The sequence below is a fragment of the Sulfitobacter sediminivivens genome (genome assembly GCF_042611115.2).
Taxonomy (GTDB): Bacteria; Pseudomonadota; Alphaproteobacteria; order Rhodobacterales; family Rhodobacteraceae; genus Sulfitobacter; species Sulfitobacter sediminivivens.
On the sequence record NZ_JBHGAR020000019.1, the window covers coordinates 14,364 to 34,670 of the forward strand.

Annotated in this window: 21 protein-coding genes; 12 read left to right on the plus strand and 9 right to left on the minus strand. The window is 57.6% G+C overall.

Features of this window, described 5'->3' with window-relative positions; genetic code table 11:
• Nucleotides 1-169: 169 nt before the first annotated feature.
• The gene (nhaC, locus tag ACEWL3_RS16475; RefSeq protein WP_386184503.1) at nt 170-1,504 is read left to right on the plus strand and encodes a Na+/H+ antiporter NhaC; all 1,335 of its coding nucleotides are present in this window, start codon (nt 170-172) and stop codon (nt 1,502-1,504) included.
• 108 nt (nt 1,505-1,612) lie between these two features.
• On the opposite strand, the gene ACEWL3_RS16480 is transcribed toward nhaC, so the two are convergent.
• Both ACEWL3_RS16480 and ACEWL3_RS16485 read right to left on the minus strand, forming a co-directional pair.
• Entirely contained in the window at nt 1,613-2,242 is a 630-nt protein-coding gene (locus tag ACEWL3_RS16480; RefSeq protein WP_386184505.1) for a nucleoside/nucleotide kinase family protein, read from the minus strand.
• A 22-nt stretch (nt 2,243-2,264) separates the two neighbouring features.
• On the minus strand, nt 2,265-3,296 hold the full coding sequence (locus tag ACEWL3_RS16485) for a LacI family DNA-binding transcriptional regulator (RefSeq protein ID WP_386184507.1): 1,032 nt from the start codon (nt 3,294-3,296) through the stop codon (nt 2,265-2,267).
• Nucleotides 3,297-3,452: 156 nt separating this feature from the next.
• Here ACEWL3_RS16485 and ACEWL3_RS16490 point away from each other — a divergent pair, with 156 nt between their 5' ends.
• From ACEWL3_RS16490 to ACEWL3_RS16535, 10 genes are all read left to right on the plus strand, one after another.
• A complete protein-coding gene (locus tag ACEWL3_RS16490) occupies nt 3,453-3,671 on the plus strand; it encodes a hypothetical protein (RefSeq protein WP_386184509.1) in 219 nt (72 codons plus the stop codon).
• 10 nt (nt 3,672-3,681) lie between these two features.
• Nucleotides 3,682-4,809 carry a TRAP transporter substrate-binding protein gene (locus tag ACEWL3_RS16495; protein ID WP_386184511.1) on the plus strand — a complete coding sequence of 376 codons (1,128 nt, stop codon included), beginning with the start codon at nt 3,682-3,684 and terminating at the stop codon, nt 4,807-4,809.
• Between the two features lie 179 nt (nt 4,810-4,988).
• Nucleotides 4,989-5,438, plus strand: coding sequence for a TRAP transporter small permease (locus ACEWL3_RS16500; RefSeq protein ID WP_386184605.1), 450 nt, complete (start codon nt 4,989-4,991; stop codon nt 5,436-5,438).
• Between the two features lie 11 nt (nt 5,439-5,449).
• Nucleotides 5,450-6,778 (plus strand): TRAP transporter large permease, encoded by a 1,329-nt coding sequence (locus tag ACEWL3_RS16505; protein ID WP_386184514.1) that lies wholly within the window; start codon nt 5,450-5,452, stop codon nt 6,776-6,778.
• A 10-nt stretch (nt 6,779-6,788) separates the two neighbouring features.
• A complete protein-coding gene (gene hisD, locus ACEWL3_RS16510; RefSeq protein ID WP_386184516.1) occupies nt 6,789-8,096 on the plus strand; it encodes a histidinol dehydrogenase in 1,308 nt (435 codons plus the stop codon).
• Nucleotides 8,089-8,844 carry an SDR family NAD(P)-dependent oxidoreductase gene (locus tag ACEWL3_RS16515; RefSeq protein ID WP_386184519.1) on the plus strand — a complete coding sequence of 252 codons (756 nt, stop codon included), beginning with the start codon at nt 8,089-8,091 and terminating at the stop codon, nt 8,842-8,844. The genes hisD and ACEWL3_RS16515 overlap by 8 nt, the downstream gene beginning before the upstream one ends.
• Entirely contained in the window at nt 8,841-9,830 is a 990-nt protein-coding gene (locus ACEWL3_RS16520; RefSeq protein ID WP_386184522.1) for a zinc-dependent alcohol dehydrogenase, read from the plus strand. Before ACEWL3_RS16515 ends, ACEWL3_RS16520 begins: the two co-directional genes overlap by 4 nt.
• Before the next feature lie 45 nt (nt 9,831-9,875).
• Nucleotides 9,876-10,382, plus strand: a complete 507-nt coding sequence (locus ACEWL3_RS16525; RefSeq protein ID WP_114878207.1) for a thiamine pyrophosphate-binding protein — start codon at nt 9,876-9,878, stop codon at nt 10,380-10,382.
• Nucleotides 10,379-10,933 (plus strand): sulfopyruvate decarboxylase subunit beta, encoded by a 555-nt coding sequence (gene comE, locus ACEWL3_RS16530; RefSeq protein ID WP_114878208.1) that lies wholly within the window; start codon nt 10,379-10,381, stop codon nt 10,931-10,933. The genes ACEWL3_RS16525 and comE overlap by 4 nt, the downstream gene beginning before the upstream one ends.
• Before the next feature lies 1 nt (nt 10,934).
• Nucleotides 10,935-12,059 (plus strand): alpha-hydroxy acid oxidase, encoded by a 1,125-nt coding sequence (locus ACEWL3_RS16535; RefSeq protein WP_386184525.1) that lies wholly within the window; start codon nt 10,935-10,937, stop codon nt 12,057-12,059.
• On the opposite strand, the gene ccoS is transcribed toward ACEWL3_RS16535, so the two are convergent.
• From ccoS to ccoG, 4 genes are read right to left on the minus strand one after another with little or no spacing between them, the layout of a single operon-like run.
• Nucleotides 12,056-12,235 carry a cbb3-type cytochrome oxidase assembly protein CcoS gene (ccoS, locus tag ACEWL3_RS16540; RefSeq protein WP_386184528.1) on the minus strand — a complete coding sequence of 60 codons (180 nt, stop codon included), beginning with the start codon at nt 12,233-12,235 and terminating at the stop codon, nt 12,056-12,058. The genes ACEWL3_RS16535 and ccoS overlap by 4 nt on opposite strands.
• Nucleotides 12,232-14,421, minus strand: coding sequence for a heavy metal translocating P-type ATPase (locus ACEWL3_RS16545; RefSeq protein ID WP_386184607.1), 2,190 nt, complete (start codon nt 14,419-14,421; stop codon nt 12,232-12,234). The genes ccoS and ACEWL3_RS16545 overlap by 4 nt, the downstream gene beginning before the upstream one ends.
• A complete protein-coding gene (locus ACEWL3_RS16550) occupies nt 14,421-14,879 on the minus strand; it encodes a FixH family protein (protein WP_386184529.1) in 459 nt (152 codons plus the stop codon). The genes ACEWL3_RS16545 and ACEWL3_RS16550 overlap by 1 nt, the downstream gene beginning before the upstream one ends.
• Nucleotides 14,876-16,372: a cytochrome c oxidase accessory protein CcoG gene (gene ccoG, locus ACEWL3_RS16555; protein ID WP_386184531.1), complete on the minus strand. Its 1,497-nt coding sequence runs from the start codon at nt 16,370-16,372 to the stop codon at nt 14,876-14,878. The genes ACEWL3_RS16550 and ccoG overlap by 4 nt, the downstream gene beginning before the upstream one ends.
• 307 nt (nt 16,373-16,679) lie before the next feature.
• Between ccoG and ACEWL3_RS16560 the strand changes: the two genes are divergently transcribed.
• On the plus strand, nt 16,680-17,606 hold the full coding sequence (locus ACEWL3_RS16560) for an LpxL/LpxP family acyltransferase (RefSeq protein WP_386184533.1): 927 nt from the start codon (nt 16,680-16,682) through the stop codon (nt 17,604-17,606).
• 198 nt (nt 17,607-17,804) lie between these two features.
• Here ACEWL3_RS16560 and ACEWL3_RS16565 read toward each other — a convergent pair whose 3' ends face one another.
• From ACEWL3_RS16565 to ACEWL3_RS16575, 3 genes are all read right to left on the minus strand, one after another.
• Nucleotides 17,805-18,689, minus strand: coding sequence for a LysR family transcriptional regulator (locus tag ACEWL3_RS16565; RefSeq protein ID WP_386184535.1), 885 nt, complete (start codon nt 18,687-18,689; stop codon nt 17,805-17,807).
• Between the two features lie 499 nt (nt 18,690-19,188).
• Nucleotides 19,189-20,088 (minus strand): cytochrome-c oxidase, cbb3-type subunit III, encoded by a 900-nt coding sequence (ccoP, locus tag ACEWL3_RS16570; protein ID WP_386184538.1) that lies wholly within the window; start codon nt 20,086-20,088, stop codon nt 19,189-19,191.
• Nucleotides 20,085-20,300 (minus strand): cbb3-type cytochrome c oxidase subunit 3, encoded by a 216-nt coding sequence (locus ACEWL3_RS16575; RefSeq protein ID WP_386184540.1) that lies wholly within the window; start codon nt 20,298-20,300, stop codon nt 20,085-20,087. Before ACEWL3_RS16575 ends, ccoP begins: the two co-directional genes overlap by 4 nt.
• Nucleotides 20,301-20,307: the final 7 nt, after the last annotated feature.

The window sequence follows — 20,307 nt, forward strand, 5'->3', positions numbered from 1 at the left end:
CTGATTTTCAGATCAAAACGACGGAGGAGCCAACCTTCGAAAATTCAAACGTTTCACGAGAGGGCACAAAAATGAAGACTGATATTCCACCGGGGGCACGCGCTCCTTATCTTTGGGAGGCGATCATATCGCTTTTCTCACTGGTCGTCGGGATATTAGTATCTCGATCGTGGCTTATGGCCTTGATCCCCAGGTTCCGATGCTTCTGGGCGTTATCGTCTCAAGCGTCGTTGCATTGCGGTGCGGATTTAGCTGGCAGAACGTCCAGAACGGCATGGTGCGCGGGATCACCAATGCCCTGCCTGCAATGATCATTCTGCTTGTTGTCGGCATCCTGATTGGGATCTGGATATTGGCGGGCGTTGTGCCGACGCTGATCTATTACGGCCTGACCTTCATGTCTCCTGCGATCTTTTTGCCCGCGACGCTGATCATCTGTGCGATCACCTCTCTTGCCACCGGCACAAGCTGGGGCACGTCAGGTACCATCGGTGTTGCCCTGATGGGGATCGGTGCGGGCCTTGGGTTTCCATTGCCATTGGTGGCCGGTGCAGTTCTTTCGGGGGCCTATTTCGGCGACAAGATGTCACCGTTATCGGACACCACCAATCTGGCCCCGGCCATGGCAGGCACTGATCTGTTCACCCACATCAAACATATGTCGTATACCACGGGTGTGACGATCTCGCTGACCTTGATCATCGAAATCGTGCTTGGCCTGCGCTACAGCAGTCAGGGGGGTGACCTCGGCCAAATCGACACGATGCTGACCACATTGCAAAGCACGTTCACGATCAATCCTGTTTTGATCCTGCCGCCGCTTGTGGTGCTGTTTGTATCGTACAAGAAGATGCCGGCAATCCCGGGCATCACGCTTGGTGTCCTGGCCGGAGCGATATGTGCGATTGGTCTGCAAGGTGCCGGATATGAGGCGCTCGCGAATGCGGCCTTTGGCGGTTACACGTCAGAGACCGGCGTGGCCGAGGTTGACGAACTTCTGAGCCGTGGTGGACTGGAATCCATGTTCTTCACTATCAGTCTGATTATCGTCGCCATGATGTTCGGCGGCGTGATGGAGCGGACCGGTCAGCTTAAGGTCATCGCAGATTCGATACTCGAATACGCGAAATCGACCGGCTCCATGATCTTGTCGACGGTTCTAACCTGCATCGCGTCCAACCTGATCCTGTGTGATCAGTACATGGCGATTGTGATGGGCGCACGGACGTTTGCGTCGGCTTTCCGGGACCGTGGATTGGCCCCCGAAAACCTGTCGCGTGCGGTCGAGGATTCAGCGACTGTTACGGCCAATCTGGTGCCGTGGAATTCGGGCGGGGCATTTCAGGCGGCAACGCTTGGGGTCGCAACGCTTGCGTATCTGCCGTTCAATTTCTTTTGCTGGATGTCGCCGATTGTGACAATCATCTTTGGCTACATGGGGTGGACCATCTACAAGATCGACCCTGCAAAGGCACTGGACCCGATCGCTGAGCCGGCAGAATAAAACTGCAAAATCGGGCTGGGCGTCAAAACACGCCCAGCCCGACAGGATACACTTGGCTGGCCCGCAACAGCCTTTCACAGGTGCGCAGGGCGCAACAGTTTTTCTCAGCTACTGGGTAAAGACAAGATCCGCCTTGGCGCTGTGTTCGATCACCGTGCGGGCGTTTTGCATGTCGTTTTGCTCTGCCCTTTTGGCGGCATCTGCAGGTGACAGACCGTGATCAAGCCAGCGGGTCATCAGCCGTTTCTTCAATTCTTTGGCAGGCACATCGAGATAAACCGACATGTCCCACAACTCCAAAAGGTCCCGCCATCCGGGGGTCTGCATCAGCAAATAATTCCCTTCGACCACAATGGTATCGATGTCGCCGGACACGACGCCCGACGCCCCAATGGAAATATCGCGGGCGCGGTCAAATGTCGGATAGTAAACCGTGTCCTCCTGCGCGCAGCGGCTGATCAGGGATGCAAACCCAGCGCTGTCAAATGTGTGTGGCGCGCCTTTTCGGTCCAACGATCCGTTTGCCTGCAAGATGGCATTATCAAGGTGGAAGCCGTCCATCGGCACCACGCAGGTGGGCACGCCCATGCCAAGCAGAGCATCGCAAAGCGCAGCTGCAAGGGTGGATTTGCCGCTTGCCGGTGCGCCGCAAACCGCGATAAGCCGTCGTTTCTGATGTCTGGGGGCACCAGAAACAGCCCCAACGAGGGCATCAAATGAGTTTATCCGGTCCGCCATTTGTTTCCTTCCATCAGTGCCGCTAATTCATTTTTTCCGGAGCAGGGCCAAGCGATGCGCGCATGCGCACTTCCGAGGCAAGCTCCTGAGTCTCGATCGGGCCGTTGCCATTCAGCATGTCAACCAGCGTCCGCGCCGCACATTTGCCCATCTCACGATGGGGAACATGGACAGTGGTCAATGCAGGATAGGCCACTTGTGCCAATTCGATATCGTCAAAGCCAATGATTGAAACGTCTTTGGGCACCTCAAGTCCCATCGTTCGCGCCGCGCGCAATGCGCCCACGGCAAGCACATCGTTGCCGCAGAAAACAGCCGTGGCGCGTGCGGGCGGTTGCATCAGCTTTTCAAATGCGGCCGCACCGTTTTCGATGCCGTATGGGGTCATGATAATTTCAAGGTCTTTGGCATTCAGGCCCTTTTCAACCATTGCCTCCTTTATGCCTTCCAATCGTTCTCTGGCCCGGTCATTCTGGGACACCTCGGCCGAGATCAGCGCCAGATGGCGGTGTCCCAAGTCAATGACGATCCGGGCCATATTGCGCATCGCTGCGCGGTTATCAAAGCCTACAGAAGGGCGCGCCTGTGCGCGGTCAAAGGCCCATGTCACCAAAACCGGCACCCGCTGTTTTTCCAGAAACTCATATATTTCCGGCCGCCTGTCATGGCCGATCAGCAGCAGCGCGTCGGCACCGCGCGCAACCAGCGATTTGATCTGTTCTTCTTCGATGTCGGGCTTGTACGATGAACTTGCCACCAACAAAGTATACCCGTGCACACGCAGTTCTTCCTGAAACGCTTGCAGGCCGCGCGCAAAAATGGCGTTTTCCATGGTCGGGATGATCGCCCCGATGGTGTTGGTGCGCCGCTGCGCCATTACCCGCGCACCAAAGTTTGGCGAATACCCCAACGCAATGACCGCTTCCATCACCTTGCCACGGGTCCGTTCCGTCACCTGATCGGGAAAATTCAGGCAGCGTGAAACCGTTGCCGTCGAAACCCCGGATCTGGCGGCAACATCGTATAGGGTAGGGGCCGGCGTTGTCGCCTTCATTGGGGTTCCTGTCATGGCCTCAGAATTTTTACATCAACATTAACAAGTGCCTAAGTCTATCCTGAATACGGAGAAATGTAAGTGCTTGCATTTTCCTTATGTAAGCGCTTACATTATAGCATCAGAATCGGCTTAGCCTCTGGGAGGAGACGCGACATGCCGCTCATTGGAGCATTAATCCTATTTGCAATTTTCGCGGTGAATGTCGCGCTGGGATCATCGGGTGCACCGACGTTCCTGAATGATATTGGCGAGTTTTTGGTTCTGTCTGTCACGGCAATCCTTTTTGTCGTGGGCATCTTAAAAAAGGAAGCTGATGCAAAAAGCGCAGCCTCAAATCAAGGTCCATCGGGAGGACATTCAATTGACGAATGAAAACACAGAAATGAAATTGGCCACGCGCCGCAACTTTTTGAAATTGGCAAGCGCTGGCAGTTTCACCGCCGCACTGGTTGCCGGTGCCGCTGGCACATTGTGGTCAACAGAGGCAGCGGCCCAGACCGCAAATGAAGAGCGCGACCGCGAAAAGGCCGCCGAGCATATCATGACAATCGCCACGGCCTATGTGCTGGGTGCGACACGCAGCTATCCGATCATGCAGCTGGATCTCAAAGAGAACATCCAGAATGCGACGAACGGCAAGGTCTATGTCAAATTGGCCCCCGGCGGTCAGTTGGGTGCAGGCGGCGCATTGGTTCAGAAAGTCCAGGGCGGCACCATTCAGGCAGCGCAGCATTCGCTGTCAAACTTTGCACCATTTGCGTCTGTGGTTGACCTGATCAACATGCCGTATCTTTGCGGATCCAATCAGCGCTTTACCAATCTGGTGACGTCCGACACTTGGAAAACCGAAGTCCACCCCAAGGTCGAGGCCGCAGGGTTCAAGCCGCTATTCTACGTCAACATCGACCCACGCGTCGTTGCTGTGCGTAAAGGTGGGGCAGGGGCCGTGTTGTCACCAAGCGATCTGGCTGGCGTGAAGTTCCGCGTGCCGGGCTCGGCGATGCTGCAGCAATATTACCGCATGGTCGGTGCAAACCCAACGCCGGTTGCATGGGGTGAAACACCATCTGCGATCAAACAAGGTGTGGCTGATGCGCTCGATCCATCTGTTGGCGCGCTTTATGTCTTTGGCTTCAAGGACATTCTGAGCCATGTGACGTTCACACAGGCGGTGCCGGACAGCCAAGTCTATTCCTGTAACCTTGAGTGGTTCAATTCGATGCCTGCTGATGTTCAGGACGGGATCGTATTTGCTTCTGAAATTACCGCTCAGATGAACCTCGCCAAGGTGCCGTCCGCACGGAACTATGCGATGGCCGAACTGCGCAAGTCTGGTGTCGAGTTCCATTCACTTTCTGATGATCAGCTGGCGGAATGGAAAGACGCAGGCGGGTTCCAGCGTTCCGAATGGGATGAGTTCAAGCTTGAGCTTGCCGGGTCCATGGACACCTTTGCCAAGCTGGAAGAAGCGGCTGGCACAATGGGCCGCTATTACGTCCACGACGCGTAAAACACCACGGCGGGTGCCCTTTAGGGAGCCCGCCGACCTTGTCGAGTTTCTTTATTGGTTGATCGTTCCCCGTGCGAGGCCCCCCCCTGTGCCTTGCCCCTCAAAAGGTGATCCCATTGTCGTTCTTGGAAAGATTGAATCGTGACGCTGAACGCTGGGCATTGCTGGCATTTTACGTGATGCTGGTAGTGACCATGGCTGTCGAAGTTTTACGCCGTGAAATTTTCTCGTATTCGTCCATCTGGGGCGAAGAGGTGGTGCGCTATTCGTTCATCTATCTCGCATGGATCGGGGCCGCAGCCGCGATCAAGCAACGGGCGCATATTCGCATCGACGTGGTGCTGCATTACCTCGGGCCCAGAACAAAGGCGTTGTTCTACATCTTTGGCGATCTGGTGATGTTTGGTGTGGCACTTGTCGCACTCTACTGGTCATTCGAAACGGTGCTGGTCTCGGCCAAATTCGGATCGGTCAGCCATGGTTTGCGCATTTCAATGGTCTGGTTCCTGATGGCTGTACCGGTGGGATTTGGCCTGATGGTGCTGCGACTAGTGCAATCTTTTCTGCGCGATCTGCGCAGCCTTCGTGACGGCACGCCCGTCTACGAAGGTGACAAAATGTTTGATTGAGGAATCCCGATATGCTTTGGAACACACTCAATCAAACCGTTGAACTTGGCTGGGATTTCTACCTGCCTGTCATTCTTTTCGTTGCCTTATGCGCCATGGCGGTGCCTGTCTGGGCCTCGATCGGTGTTGCTGCAATTACCATGTTGCTGATGTCAGGAGACCTGCCGCTTGCGCTTGTCGGCGAAAGCCTGTTTGACGGCATCGACGCCTTTGCGCTCACTGCGGTGCCGCTTTTTATTCTGACCGGCGACGTGCTGGTGCGCACCGGGCTTTCACGCAAATTTCTCGACGTTGCCGAGGCGCTGACGCAGTTCGCCAAAGGCGGTTTTGGGTCTGCTACCGTTTTGGTCTGCGGCATGTTTGCGGCCATCTCCGGGTCAGACGCCGCAGGGGCGGCAGCCGTGGGGCGGATGACCATCGACCGGCTGGTGGAATCCGGCTATCCCCGTCCATATGCCTGCGCATTGGTGGCGGCGGGTGCCTGTACCGGCATTCTGATCCCGCCCTCCATCGCCTATATCATCATCGGCCTTGTGCTGGGCATATCGGCTTCTACCCTGTTTCTTGCGGCGCTCATTCCCGGCATTGCGATCCTTGTTTCGATCCTGGTGACCAACATCGTGGTCAACCGGATTTACGGCTACGAGGGCGGCGGCAACATCTCATTGTCCGAGTATCTGTCGCAATTGGGCACGGCGCTAAAGACCGGCTGGTACGCTTTTATCGTACCGGGGATCATCTTCTATGGCATCTTCTCAGGCCGCCTGACACCCACCGAAGCGGGGGCTACCGCCGTGATCGTGACGATCATCATTGGCTTTATCCTCGGCACGCTAAAGCTCAGCGATTTCCCGGCGATGCTGGTCAGCTCGGCCAAAGTCAACGGGGTCATCCTGCCCATTATCGCGTTTTCGCTGCCGCTAGCACAGGCCTTGGCAATCATGGGTGTGCCGCAGGGTTTCGTCGCGTCGATCACGTCCTTGACCGACGATCCGACACTGCTGATCCTGTTGATGATCGGAATCTTGATTGCGGCCGGTTGCGTAATGGAAACCACACCCAACATTGTGATCCTCGCGCCGATCCTCAAGCCGCTTGCTGACAACATAGGCATGAACGAAATTCAGTTCTGCATCATGATGATCACCGCACTTGGGGTGGGCTTTATCACCCCGCCGCTTGGCCTGAACCTCTTTGTGGTGTCTAGTATCACGGGGGAGTCGATCCTAAAGATCGCGGGTCGCGCTGTTCCGTTCGTTTTCTTCATGCTGATCGTCGTTCTGATGATCGCCTACATCCCGGCGATTTCAACATCGCTGCTTCCTGACATTTTCAAATAGGATTGACCCAATGGCTCGTGAATATCTCAAAAAAGCTACGTTGACTTCAAAGTCGGATGCCTCCGACGTTCATGAAACTGTCGTCAAGATCCTGTCTGATATTGAGGCTGGCGGCGACGACGCGGCGCGCGAATATGCCCGCAAGTTCGACAAATATGATGGCAACATCATCCTGACTGCTGAAGAGATCGAGGCGGCCTCCGCACTGGTCCCTCAAAAACTCAAGGAGGATATCAAGTTCGCCCACGACAATGTCCGCCGCTTTGCTGAGGCGCAAAAAGCGACAGTCAGCGATGTGGAGGTTGAAATTCAGCCCGGTCTGATCGCAGGTCAAAAGGCCATTCCAGTAGATGCGGCGGGCTGTTACGTGCCCGGTGGACGCTATAGCCACATCGCCAGCGCGATCATGACCGTGACCACCGCCAAGGTTGCGGGCTGCCAGCACATCACCGCCACATCGCCGCCGCGCCCCGGTGTGGGTGTGGCCCCGGCAATCATCTATGCCGCGCATATTTGTGGTGCGGACAAGATCATGGCGCTGGGCGGTGTTCAGGGTGTCGCGGCGATGACCTATGGTCTGTTTGGCCTGCCAAAGGCCAATATTCTCGTTGGCCCCGGCAACCAGTTTGTAGCCGAAGCCAAGCGTATTCTGTTTGGCCGTGTCGGCATCGACATGATTGCGGGTCCAACCGACAGCCTGGTGCTTGCCGATGCCACTGCTGATCCGATGATTGCAGCCGTTGATCTGGTGTCACAGGCCGAGCATGGGTATAACTCACCGGTCTGGCTGGTCACCGACAGTCGCGAGATTGCCGAAGAAGTCATGCGTCTGGTCCCGACGTTGATCGAGGACCTTCCGCAGGTGAACCGCGACAACGCCTTTGCCGCGTGGCGCGATTATGCCGAGGTGATCTTGTGTGCCGACCGCGAGGAAATGGCCGCGACCTCGGACGATTACGCACCCGAACACCTGACCGTACAGGCAGAAGACCTGGATTGGTGGCTGAACCGTCTGAGCTGCTATGGCTCGTTGTTCTTGGGTGAAGAAACCACCGTCTCTTATGGCGACAAGGCCAGCGGCACCAACCATGTCCTGCCTACATCTGGTGCGGCGGGCTATACCGGCGGTCTGTCTGTGCACAAGTACATGAAAATCGTCACATGGCAGCGCTCGACCCGCGACGGATCAAAGCGCGTGGCGCAGGCAACAGCGCGGATTTCGCGGCTGGAGGGCATGGAAGGCCACGCACGCGCGGCTGATGTGCGGCTGGCCAAATACTTCCCCGATGAAACCTTTGATTTGACCGCAGATGGCTGAACATCTTCTTGATCTGACAGGTAAAATTGCCTGCGTGACCGGGGCCAGCGCTGGCCTTGGTCAGCGCGCGGCTGTTGCTTTGGCTGCAGCTGGCGCGCAGGTCGTCGGCGTCGCGCGCCGGGCCGAGGCGCTTGCGGCCTGGGCTGATGCCACAGGGGCGCGGGCTGCAACTGTCGCCGCAGACCTGTCACAGCGTGACCAGATCGTCCAGATTGCGGCTGAGATTGCCACGCCTTTCGGTGCGCCGGATATCATCGTGCATGCCGCCGGGATCAACACCCGCGAAACCGCAGATGACGTGACCCCCGAAGGCTGGGACGTGACCATGAACCTCAATCTCGCGGCCCCGTTTTTCCTGACCCAAGCTCTGGTACCAGCGATGAAGGCCAAAGGCTGGGGCAGGGTGGTGAATTTCGCGTCGCTGCAAACCACCCGTGCTTTTCCCGGTGGGATTGCATATGGTGCATCTAAGGCAGGCATCGGGCAACTGACCCGCGCCATGGCCGAGGCGTGGTCGAAACACGGCATCAATGCCAATGCAATCGGGCCGGGGTTTTTTCCGACTGAATTGACCGGCCCGGTCTTTGCCGACCCTGAACGCGCCGCGCGCAATGCGGCGCAAACCTGCATTGGGCGCAATGGCGAATTGCACGATATTGACGGCCCGCTGCTGTTTCTGTGCTCTGATGCCAGCGCATATGTAACGGGGCAGGTTCTGATGGTTGACGGGGGGTTTACCGCAAAATGAAAGCGCTTATTTACGACGGTCCCGAACAGCTTGGCTTGCGTGATGCGCCCGAACCGGTGCCGGACAAGGGTCAGCAATTGATCAAGATCCTGGCCGTTGGCATTTGTGGCTCTGACATGCATGCCTATCTGGGTCATGACAACCGTCGCCCTGCGCCATTGATCCTGGGTCATGAGGCCGCAGGCGTCATTGTGGGCGGGGCGCGGGACGGCGAGCGCGTAACGGTCAACCCCCTCGTGACATGCGGCACCTGCAAGGCCTGCACATCTGGCAAGGACAACCTGTGCCCTGAGCGCATGATCATTTCAATGCCACCACGCGAGGGTGCTTTTGCCCAATTTGTCGCCATGCGCGACGAAAATCTGGTGACCATGCCAGATCATGTCAGCTTTGATCAGGCCTGCCTTGCCGAACCGATCGCCTGCGGCTGGCACACGGTGCGTTTGGCACGCGAGACACTGCAAGAGCCCGCAACAACAGCACTGGTGATTGGCGGCGGTGCCATTGGTCTGGGGGCGGCACTGTCGCTCAAGGCGCAAGGGGTGGCCGAGGTGACAATCGTTGAACCCAACGCATTGCGCCGCGCCACGCTGAACGATGCTTGCGGGCAAAACGCGATTTCACCAGACGATCTGGACGCGGCTGCGATGTTTGATCTGGTGATCGACGGCGTTGGCTATGCCGCCACGCGCAAGACCGCATCGGCGCACGCCCGTCCCGGCGGCGTAATTGGTCACATCGGTCTGGGCGAGGACGCAGGCGGGCTTGATATCCGCCGCATGACATTGCAGGAAATCACCTTCATCGGCACCTATACCTACACCGCCCAGGATTTCCGCGACACGGCGCGGGCCATCTTTGACGGCAGGCTTGGCCCGCTCAACTGGACCGAGGCGCGGCCATTATCCGACGGCCCTGCCGCCTTTGCCGATATCCGCGCCGGGGCCACCTCGGCCCCCAAGATCGTTCTACACCCACATCCATAACCCATCCGCGCCACGAAAATGCGCGCCCAAAGGAGAGACAACAACGTGTCCATTAGCAAAAAGATCGTTGATGATTTCGTCGCCAACGACGTGTCGTTCATCACGACAGTGCCATGCAAGCAATTGGCCGGCGTGATCGACGAGGTCGAGGCCCGCCCGGAAATCCATCACGTGCCCTCAAACAAGGAAGACGAAGGCATGGGCCTGTGCGCCGGTGCCTTTATGGGCGGTAAACGCCCGGCCATCATCATGCAGAACACGGCAATTGGTGTGACTTTGAACACCCTTGCCACGCTCACGCAGTTCTACCGCATGCCGCTGCCGATGCTGATCAGCTACCGGGGTGAATTGCGCGAACCTGTGGCCTGTCAGGTCGAGATGGCCGTGCACACCAAAGCGCTGTTGGCCCAGTTCCTCATCCCGACATATCATTTCCACAAAGAGTCTGACGCGTCCGAACTGGATGCGATCCTGAAATACACATTCATGTGCAACAAACCTGTTGCGATCCTGACGGACGCATCTTTCTGGGGAGGCTACGGCGACCAATGATACGTTCTGAAATCCTGCGCGAAATCGCGCCCATTCTTCGTGACCAATTGGTCGTCTGTAACATCGGTCTGCCCAGCCAGGAGCTGCATATGATCGACGACAACGAGAAAAACTTTTACATGCTCGGCACCATGGGGCTGTCATCCTCCATCGGGTTTGGCCTTGCCATGGCACAGCCCAAGACCGTGATTTCCATCGACGGGGACGGGTCGGTTCTGACCAACTTTGGTACGCTGCCGACGATTGCCAACAACGTCACCGATAACTTCATTCTGCTGATCATCGACAACGGGTCTTATGGCTCCACCGGCGATCAGCCAACCTATGCGGGCAAGAAAACCAAGCTCGAAAAAGTGGCCGAAGCCTGTGGTTGCGAGAACGTCGTCGTCTGTCAGGACGTGGACACCGGCAAGGTTTTGCAGGCGGCCATCGACAGCAAAAAGATGACCATCATCGTCTCCAAATGTGACAGCGGCAACATCAAGCTGCCTGTCATCACCATGGATCCTGTCGTGATCCGCGACCGGTTCATGAAAGCTGTGGCAAGCTGATATGACGTCAAACATCCATTCAAGCGCGGATGCCCGGAGCATTGCGCGCCGCCGTCTGCCTTGGATGGTGTTTGACTATATCGACGGTGCCGCGGGTGCAGAAAACGGGGCCGTGCGCAACCGCGCGGCCTTTGACGCGCTGGAGTTTCGCCCGCGTATACTGCGCGACGTCAGCAAGCGGTCGCTGTCTGTACCGCTTTTTGGGGGGACGGCGGGCGCGCCGTTTGGCATCAGCCCGATGGGCATGTGCAACCTTGCAGGCCCCGGCGCAGATATGATGCTGGCGCGGCTTGCGGCGCGTGAAAAAGTGCCGCTGGGCGTGTCAACCGTTGCTTCAACCGCGATGGAACCCCTGATCGAGACGGCCGAGGGCAACGCGTGGTTTCAGCTTTATTTCAGCGGCGACGGCACGGGGACCTTCAAACTGGTGGAACGTGCCAAGGCTGCAGGCTACGAGACCATCATCCTGACTGTTGACGTTCCGGAAGTGGGCCGCAGACCCCGCGAATTGCGCCATGGATTTACCATGCCGTTCAAGATCGGCCCCAAACAATTTGTCGATTTTGCGCTGCATCCGCGCTGGTCGCTCACGGCCGTTTTCAAAGGCCGCCCTCAGATGGCTAATTTTGACATGCCGGGTTTCGAATTTGACCGGAAGGAAAGCCGGTCCAAAGCGGACCGCGATACGCTTGCCCGTCTGCGCGACATGTGGCCCGGCAAGCTGGTGGTCAAAGGGGTGCTGGACGCCGAGGATGCCATTGCAATGCGCGATGCAGGCGTTGATGCGGTGCAGGTCTCAAGCCATGGTGCGCGGCAATTGGAAAGTGCGCCATCACCCATCCTCATGCTGCGCGAGATACGCAATGCCGTTGGCCCGGATTTCCCGCTGTTTTTCGACACTGGTTTGCGATCTGGCGAGGATGTGATCAAGGCCTACGCATTGGGTGCGAATTTCACCTTCCTTGGCCGCATCATGCAATTTGCCATTGCCGCGGGCGGTGAAGAGGGATTGCACCGCCTTTGGGATGTGTTGCGCGATGAAAGCAGCATCACACTGGCGCAAATCGGTGCGACGTCTTTATTGCCTGACGCCATCAAGGGCGCTTTGCGAGACACATTGAACTAGGCTTTGCCCTTATCGGATTTCTCATCATCCGGCACCGCATCGTCGTCCAGCAATATCCGCCACGCGGCCCCGTCCATGTCGTCATATTGATCGGCCCGCAGGCTCCATAAAAAGGCGATCAATCCCAATGCGCCAAGACAGAGCGATACCGGGATCAGGATGACAAGAATGTTCATGTCCTTCCTCCCCAGGTCAGGCGCATCGCGTTGAGCAACACAGTGATCGATGAGGTCGACATTGCGATTGCCGCCAACAACGGTGTCACAAAACCAGCCATCGCAAAGGGTATGACCAACGCGTTATACCCCGCGGCAATCGCGAAATTCTCAAGGATGCGGGACTTGGCCTGTTTGGCTGTTGTGATCAGTTCAGGCAGCGCAGCCAGACTTTGACCCAACATCACCACATCTGACGCTGCGCGCGCCGCATCCACAGCGGAGGCGGGCGAGAGCGAGGCATGAGCCGCTGCCAATGCACCGGTATCGTTCAGACCATCACCGACCATCAATACATGATGCCCCTCAGCAGCTAGGCTGTTCAGGTAGGCAACCTTGTCCTCGGGGCGCTGATCGGCGTGCCAATTGGCGATATTCAAGGAGTTTGCGAGGGTCCGCGTGGCCGCATGGTTGTCCCCTGAAATCAGATGCACCTGAAGGCCATCATCGACAAGTTTCCTGATCGCGTCATCGGCCCCTTCGCGCAGGCGCGCAACAAGCGGCAGAAACACCGGTGCGCTGTCGCCGATCCGCAGCCATGCACCATGCAAATCATTCGGTGCGGCCCCTACATATGTGGCAGAGCCAAGCGCGACACTCTGCCCTTGCCACTGGCCTGTCACCCCATGGGCCGCCTTTTCCTCGATCTGTGAAACGGCTGCAGGGGTTTTCTCGGCCAGCCCAAGGGCAATCGCGCGCGACACCGGATGGCTGGAATTTTGCGCCAAGGCCAAGGCAACGGCACGATCATCGTCGCTTAACCCGCTTAGCGCGTCAATTTCCAGCTGTCCTTCGGTCAGGGTTCCGGTCTTGTCAAAGACAACTGTATCGGTCTTGGCAATCCGTTCCAGAGCGGTGCCGTCCTTGACCAACAAGCCACGCCGAAACAACCGCCCCGCCGCCGCTGTCGACACTGCCGGCACGGCCAGACCAAGCGCGCAGGGGCAGGTGATGATCAGCACTGCAATGGCGATGTTGAGTGCCAGCCGTGCGTCACCGGCCAAAGCAAACCATCCGATAAATGTTACAAGCGCCAGCAGATGCACCGCCGGGGCGTAGATCGCTGCCGCCCGGTCCGCCAGAGCGGTATAGCGGTTGCGCGCTGATTCAGCTGCGTCAATCATCGTTACCATGCGCCGCAACGTGGTATCGTCGCCCACGGCTGTTGCACGCAAGGTCAGTGGGCCGGTTAGGTTAACCTCACCCGCGCTTAACTGGGTCCCGGCTCGGGCCGCAATAGGCAGGCTTTCACCCGTCAGCATGGCGCGGTCGATGTCGCTTGCACCGTCAATCACGATCCCGTCGACGGGAATACGACCGCCGGGCAGGACAATGATTTTATCCCCAATTGCTGCCTCTGATAGATTGATGACTTCGCGTCCTGCGTCGGTCAGGCGGGTGATGCGCGGGACTTCCAGTGCGGCCAGTTCGGCGGCGGCTGACCGGGCCGATGTGCGGCAACGATGGTCCAGATAACGGCCCACAAGCAGGAAAAACGTCAGCGACAGAGCCGCGTCAAAATAGGCATCCGCCCCGCCTGCAGCAGTCTCGTAAAGTGACATCGCCGAGGCAAGGATCAACGCCAGCGAAATCGGCACGTCCATGTTCAACCGTCCGACACGCAGGGCCTGCCAGCCATTGCTGAAAAACGGCTGTGCTGCGTATCCGATGGCGGGCAGGGTGATCGCGGCAGACAGCCAATGAAACAACGTGCGCGTGGCCTCTCCGGCACCCGACCACACGGCGACGGACATCAGCATCACGTTCATCATCGCAAATCCCGCGATGGCAATCCGTAACAACAATGCCCGCCCTTGGGTGTCATTGGCTGTGCCAAGAGCGCCGCTGTCCAGCAGATTGGCCTGTATCCCCAACGTTGCCAGATGGTCGATAAGCGCTTCGGGCAGCGTCCCCGGTGTTACAGTGAGTGTTGCTTGTTTGCGGTTCAGGTTCACGCGCGCGCGGCGCACGTCGTCCCGCGCCAGCAGGCCCCGTTCAACCGTGGCAATGCAGCCAGCGCAATGGATGGCCGGCAACGACAGATGAAGCGTCTCACCCTCCGCCGCACCCTGTTCGCGCGTACGCGTAGCCGGTGTGGCAACACAGGCCGGACAGGCAACAATCGAGGGGCGTTCCGCGAGTGCCATCATGGTGCCCTGATCCGCATCGGAATGCGCCGCCGAAACGGGGTGCCATCCTCAGCCTCAAGGTTCAGCCACAAGGTCCAGTACCCCGGTGACACGCTGACAGGCGCAGTCAGATCGGCACCTGTCCACGAAAACGCCGGATTGATATCATCGGCAACATGGGTTGCACGACCAAGTGTTGCGTTTACCACAGTGGGCTGCACCGGCACACCTGCGGCATCGGTTATGATCAGGTGCAGCATGCCGCCTTTGACCGTTGCACCAACGTCCCAGCCCAGCCCATCCTGAGCCGTCCGGTCGGCGTCAAACTCCTGGCTAGAGACATAGGAGTTCTTGGTCACCAGCCCCGGAAAGGTTGCAACGGCCTGAAAGGCGAGCGTCAGGTTCACGCCAATAATGACGGTAAAGGCCCCAACAAACATCGCAAATACGTGCCAACCTGTCAGTGTCCGTTTCATTCGCTGCCCTTTCCGTTGAATACCGTGCCCACGCTGGCGCGAATGTCCGCGTCGACATCTTCGACCCAGAGCCGCAGATCAGTCCGGTCCGCCAGAGCTGCGGGATCATCGCGGCTGGCCGTGACATAGACCCGCTGCAAGAAGGTGGTGTCAGCGGGCACTGTGACGTCCAAACCGGTTTCCCCCTGCAGCGCGATGTCCAGAGTTGCATCCGAGGTCAGTGATAACCGAAACGCCCGATTTTCACCAGATTTGTTGCGCAGACGCACGTCATAGATATTGCGGATCGCCCCATCGCTTTGCATCACATAAGTCGGGTTGCGCACCGGGGACACCGTCAGTTCAATATCCGAGCGCACAAAAAGCGCAAAGAGCAGGCCAAGGCCAACTGCCGACCACAACACCGTGTAAAGGATGGTGCGCGCTTTCAGAACATGTTGCCACCAAGGGCGGGGTTCCCAGGTGTCATCGGCTGGTGAAAGATCAGGGGGCGGGACATCCTCAAGAGCAAGATAGTCGATCAGACCGCGTGGCTTGCCAATCTTGTCCATAACGTCATCACAGGCATCAATGCACAGCGCACAGGTGATGCATTCTAACTGCTGCCCATCGCGAATGTCGATGCCCATCGGGCAGACGTTCACGCAGGCCATGCAATCAATGCAATCGCCTTGTTGCGGGGCTTCTTCTTCAACGGTTTCTTCGGCATAGGCGGTTGCGGTGCGGGTGGCGGCGGCGGCGCGCGCGCCTTTGCGATGTTTGCCACGTGGCTCGCCGCGCCAGTCGCGGTAACCGACGGTAAGCGTACCTTCGTCCATCATCGCGGCCTGAATGCGCGGCCAGGGACACATGTAGATACAGATCTGTTCGCGCATGAACCCGCCAAAGACAAAGGTCGTCGCTGTAAGGATCGCGATTGAGAAATAGGCCACCGCAGGCGCGTCAAGCGTCACCAGATTGCGGGCCAGGCTGGGTGCGTCGGTGAAATAGAAAACCCAGGCGCCGCCTGTGGCGATTGAGATCATCAACCAGACAATCCATTTGCTGACCCGCAACCGCCATTTTCGAAAATCCCACTTGGCTTTGAACAGCCGCAACCGCGCGTTGCGGTCGCCTTCGATCCAGCGCTCTACCAGTATGAAAAGATCGGTCCAGACAGTTTGCGGGCAAGCGTAGCCGCACCAAACGCGGCCGAGAGCCGAGGTAAACAGGAACAGCCCAAGCCCTGCCATAATCAGCAACCCGGCCACGAAATAAAATTCGTGCGGCCATATCTCGACCCAGAAAAAGAAAAATCGCCGGCTTGCCAGATCGGCCAGCACGGCCTGATCGGGCAGGTTCGGTCCCCGGTCCCATCGCAGCCACGGCAGCAGGTAATAAATGCCCAGCGTCACCCCCATGATCCACCATTTCAGGGAGCGGAAAAATCCTGTGACACGGCGCGGAAAGATCGGCTCGCGCGGAGCGTAAAGGGGAGGAGGCGCATCGGCCATAGGAATCGGTCCATCTAGCTGGGTCTGTTCGCACGGGTGTTATGAAGGATGGCGGCAGGGGCCGCTTTGATCTGGGTCAAGAAATTTAAGGGGCACATTGGTCGGTAAAGGGTGGGGTTGGAGCCCAAAGCAGAGCCCTAGGCAACGTCTGTGAATATCGCTTTGGATGGGCCCGGTTGCGACCCGCGTTTGAGATGGCAACGGAACCCTGACTTTCAGTTACGCTTCTTACATGGTCGAAGGTATTGGCGTCTTGGCTCTCTTTTGCGTAGAATGCAGATGGAACCACGGAGAAAATGGCAAAGAGATGAGCTTCTCCAAGACCAAGGACCGTGTTTGGGTCGCGTACAACCTGTTTGCAGGTTGGTTGGCGCGCCAACCCATGCCTGTGCGAAGGGTCGGTTATGGTTTCTTTGGGCTCGCACTTTGGATTGCCTACCTGTTGCCCGGCAATATGGTGCGTCCAACGTTTGTCGCGCTTTCGAGAAATGTGAATGACCAAGACACCAGACGCCTATTTGCAAATTTCGCACGTGGATTCTGTCGCGGAATGAACCGGATGGAGCAGGTTCGTCACGGTCGCACGGTCGCAATCGATGCCATGCTTCACATTCCCGAAGAACGAAGACTTGAAGAGATCCTGGAAAGGGGCGGCGGGGTGTTGGTCATCCCGCATACCCATGCCTCGCTTGCAATGGGGCGGGGACTGGCAAGACGTTACCCCTTGCTGGCTCTAGTGCGCTCGGGAGGAGATGCGAGACGGGCCTCTTCAGAATTGGAGATATACAGGAATCTCGGCTGTGAATTTTTGGATATTCGGGTGGAAAAGCCGACAATCGTGGCCCGAAAAGTGCTGTCTGCGCTTAAGGACGGGCGGCTCGTGGTTGGTACTGTCGATCGCATCACAAACGCTCCGCCCTCGCAGGAACCGATAAACTCTGCAAGCGATACGGTGCGGGCTTCGGCTTTTGGTCAGCCGATCGGCATCACCGGCTGGCCAGCACGGTTCGCGCTAAAGGCCGGTGTTCCCATCATACCCGCGACAGTTGTGCAAACCAAGGACACCATCTCGCTCTGTCTTGGAGCGAGCATTGAACCTCGCGAAGATCTGCTGGAGACAACACAGCAGTGGCTTTGTGAACTGGAAAGGTTGATTAGGGCGCATCCGGAGGAATGGACATTCGCGCTCGACAAGCACTGGTCGAGAGCAGTGCGCGCGAAAGACATCGGTTGAATGCTCTTTGGTCCTGATCGGCGCAGGTCCGGTCTGTCCGCAAATCGACCATATAAGCCTACCCCGGTGACGGCCTGACCAGAGCCGATTGTGACCTGACCTCTTCAGCCTTAAAGGTTACGGCCATCGCTCTGCGGGAACAAATCCGCTGGTTTTGATCATCGAGCGTTCTCGATTTTGGAATGGCTGGGGGTTTGCCTATTTGAAGGTTGCAGCGTAGCGTGGCGCAAAGAACTTGGTAAAGGCCTTGACCTCGGGGCGTCGGTACGCGACCGGTGCGATCAGCATCATATTTGACCTCGACAGTTCCTCGATGTCGCCAAAACACCGGATGAGTGAGCGATCAGAAGCAGCCAGCCGCAGGTTAACAAGGCCGAGGCCCTGACCCGCCCTGATCGAGGCCATCATCAGGCCCATTTCACTGACAGACAGCACAATTTGGTCCGGCGACACATGGCGTAACAGCCAATTGTGCAGATAGTCTGGAACGTCGTCATGCTCGAAAGTCACGAATTTGTGGCCCTGAAAATCTTCTGGGGAACTGGGTAGGCCGTGTCTGTCTGCATAACCTTGGCTTCCGAACAATGCCCATTTTGCAGTGCTGATTTTCCGGCAGATAAGTGTCTCATCTGGTTCGCTTTTTGCAACTCGCAGCGCAATATCGGCTTCGCCTGCGGAAAGATCCAGCACCTTGAAACTGGACACAAACTCGAATGAGACACCCGGATTCAAGGCAATAAACTCGCTGAATATGTCCGTCACACGGTCCGAAAAACTGCCCGGGGCAGTGATGCGGATTGGTCGGCGTTTGCTCAGTTCATGTGTCTTTCTGGCAAAGTCTTCGATAGCCTCTTCAACGGCTTCTGCCAGCGGACAAAGGCTGCGTGCTTCTTTCGTCGGCTTGAACCCTCGGGTATCGCGGTCAAACAACGTTAGCCCGATTTCATTTTCCAACGCTTCGATGCGCCGGGCGACTGTGGGTTGGGCAACGCCCAGTTTACGCGATGCAGCCAACGTCGAGCCGTTCCTGACAACCGCCAGAAACACACGCAGGTCAGTCCAGTTCCGAAACGCGTTCTTCATTTTTGCAGAACAACACAATATCTGACACGATACCAGATTTTTGGGTCGTCAGCTAACATGGAAGCCGAACCTTAAAGCCAAAAGGAGCTTGCCGTGACCTCCCTTACTCTATCGCGACCAGCCATATTGAGACGCTTCAAAGACCTCTGGAAAGCTCTGGTACCGTCGACCGACTGCGCGCAGCCCCCCAATGACCCGGAGGAGGAAACCCGTGCGCGCCGTGATATGATCCTTGAGGTGATCGATAGAAACCCTGACGCATTTCAAAGCGAAATTGACATTCAACATTTGGCACATCTGTATCGGTGCAGGCTGTGATCCGATGGTGTCCAGTTAACCTGCCCAGCAATTCAGGCGACCTGCGTCATTGTTCACTTTGCAGACACCGATGCCTAGATCCGATCGTACATAGAAAAGGGGGCGTCCCTCCTCGGACACCCCCTCCTTCAAGCGCGGGCTTGGTGCGAACAGAGCCACGCGCCGAAGTGCTCTGCGCGTATCAGGGCGCGTCGCGTTCGCCGCCGCCCAGTTGGTGGACATAGGCGGAAACCGCGTTCACTTGCGCATCGCTCAGACGCGGTCCCCAAGCGGGCATCACGCCGAACCGTGCATTGGTGATGGACTCGCGCAAACTCAAGCGGTCGCCGCCATATAGCCAGATCGCGTCCGTCAGGTTCGGCGCGCCTTGAGTTCGGTCGCCCAAACCTGCGTCGCCGTGACACGCGGCACAATTGTCGGCGAAAATCTGGGTTCCCGTCGCCGCCAGGCCTGCGTCATGTTCTTCGCCGGCAAGGCCACGCACGGTTTCAATCAGCGCATCAATCTCACCTGCTTCCAGGATATCGCCGTACGCAGGCATTTGCGAATACCGCGCATCATCATCGGTGTCATTGCGGATGCCGTGGCGCACTGTCAGCACGATGTCGTCAAAGGTGCCGCCCCAGAGCCAGTCATCGTCCAGCAGGTTGGGATAGCCCTTGGCCCCTGCCGCCCCGGACCCGTGGCATTGCGAACAACTGTTTCGAAATACCGCCGCACCAGAGGACACCGCGTAGTGGTAAAGCGCCTCATCCTCGCCAAGAGCAGCAAATTCAATATTTGAAAGTTTTTGTTCAAGGTCTGCATTCGACGCTTCAAACTGTTCGATATCCCGGGCCACTTCGGCGCGGGTCGAGTAGCCAAGCAGCCCCGAGGTCGCCCCATTGATCAGGGGCCATGCCGGATAGGCAATTGTATATCCGATACCCCAGATGATGGTGAGGTACAGGCACCACAGCCACCAGCGCGGCAGGGGATTGTTTAACTCTTTGATGCCGTCCCATTCGTGGCCCGTTGTCTCAATGCCGGTGACGTCATCAACGGGTTTGGTGTTGCCGGGAGGTGTTTTATTGGCGGTCATTGTGCGCCTCCGATCTTCATGCGGTCGCTGTCACCTTCGATGCTGTCGCGGCCCGGTGAGGTGTCATTGCGAAAAGGGATGTTCGATGTGTCGCTGTGGGTTTCCCGGCTGTCCGGGCGAAACGCCCAGAAAATCACACCAAGGAAAAACAATGTCATCGCCAGCAACATCCAGCTGTCCGCGAATTGGCGCATCCATGAATAGGTATCCATTATGGGT

Bases quoted from the DNA above. Each gene is read 5' to 3' on its own strand.
- ACEWL3_RS16480 (WP_386184505.1), bottom strand. From the start codon at position 2,242: ATGGCGGACCGGATAAACTCATTTGATGCCCTCGTTGGGGCTGTTTCT.
- ACEWL3_RS16485 (WP_386184507.1), bottom strand. From the start codon at position 3,296: ATGAAGGCGACAACGCCGGCCCCTACCCTATACGATGTTGCCGCCAGA.
- ACEWL3_RS16490 (WP_386184509.1), top strand. From the start codon at position 3,453: ATGCCGCTCATTGGAGCATTAATCCTATTTGCAATTTTCGCGGTGAAT.
- ACEWL3_RS16495 (WP_386184511.1), top strand. From the start codon at position 3,682: ATGAAATTGGCCACGCGCCGCAACTTTTTGAAATTGGCAAGCGCTGGC.
- ACEWL3_RS16500 (WP_386184605.1), top strand. From the start codon at position 4,989: ATGCTGGTAGTGACCATGGCTGTCGAAGTTTTACGCCGTGAAATTTTC.
- ACEWL3_RS16505 (WP_386184514.1), top strand. From the start codon at position 5,450: ATGCTTTGGAACACACTCAATCAAACCGTTGAACTTGGCTGGGATTTC.
- hisD (WP_386184516.1), top strand. From the start codon at position 6,789: ATGGCTCGTGAATATCTCAAAAAAGCTACGTTGACTTCAAAGTCGGAT.
- ACEWL3_RS16515 (WP_386184519.1), top strand. From the start codon at position 8,089: ATGGCTGAACATCTTCTTGATCTGACAGGTAAAATTGCCTGCGTGACC.
- ACEWL3_RS16520 (WP_386184522.1), top strand. From the start codon at position 8,841: ATGAAAGCGCTTATTTACGACGGTCCCGAACAGCTTGGCTTGCGTGAT.
- comE (WP_114878208.1), top strand. From the start codon at position 10,379: ATGATACGTTCTGAAATCCTGCGCGAAATCGCGCCCATTCTTCGTGAC.
- ACEWL3_RS16535 (WP_386184525.1), top strand. From the start codon at position 10,935: ATGACGTCAAACATCCATTCAAGCGCGGATGCCCGGAGCATTGCGCGC.
- ccoS (WP_386184528.1), bottom strand. From the start codon at position 12,235: ATGAACATTCTTGTCATCCTGATCCCGGTATCGCTCTGTCTTGGCGCA.
- ACEWL3_RS16545 (WP_386184607.1), bottom strand. From the start codon at position 14,421: ATGGCACTCGCGGAACGCCCCTCGATTGTTGCCTGTCCGGCCTGTGTT.
- ACEWL3_RS16550 (WP_386184529.1), bottom strand. From the start codon at position 14,879: ATGAAACGGACACTGACAGGTTGGCACGTATTTGCGATGTTTGTTGGG.
- ccoG (WP_386184531.1), bottom strand. From the start codon at position 16,372: ATGGCCGATGCGCCTCCTCCCCTTTACGCTCCGCGCGAGCCGATCTTT.
- ACEWL3_RS16560 (WP_386184533.1), top strand. From the start codon at position 16,680: ATGAGCTTCTCCAAGACCAAGGACCGTGTTTGGGTCGCGTACAACCTG.
- ACEWL3_RS16565 (WP_386184535.1), bottom strand. From the start codon at position 18,689: ATGAAGAACGCGTTTCGGAACTGGACTGACCTGCGTGTGTTTCTGGCG.
- ccoP (WP_386184538.1), bottom strand. From the start codon at position 20,088: ATGACCGCCAATAAAACACCTCCCGGCAACACCAAACCCGTTGATGAC.
- ACEWL3_RS16575 (WP_386184540.1), bottom strand. From the start codon at position 20,300: ATGGATACCTATTCATGGATGCGCCAATTCGCGGACAGCTGGATGTTG.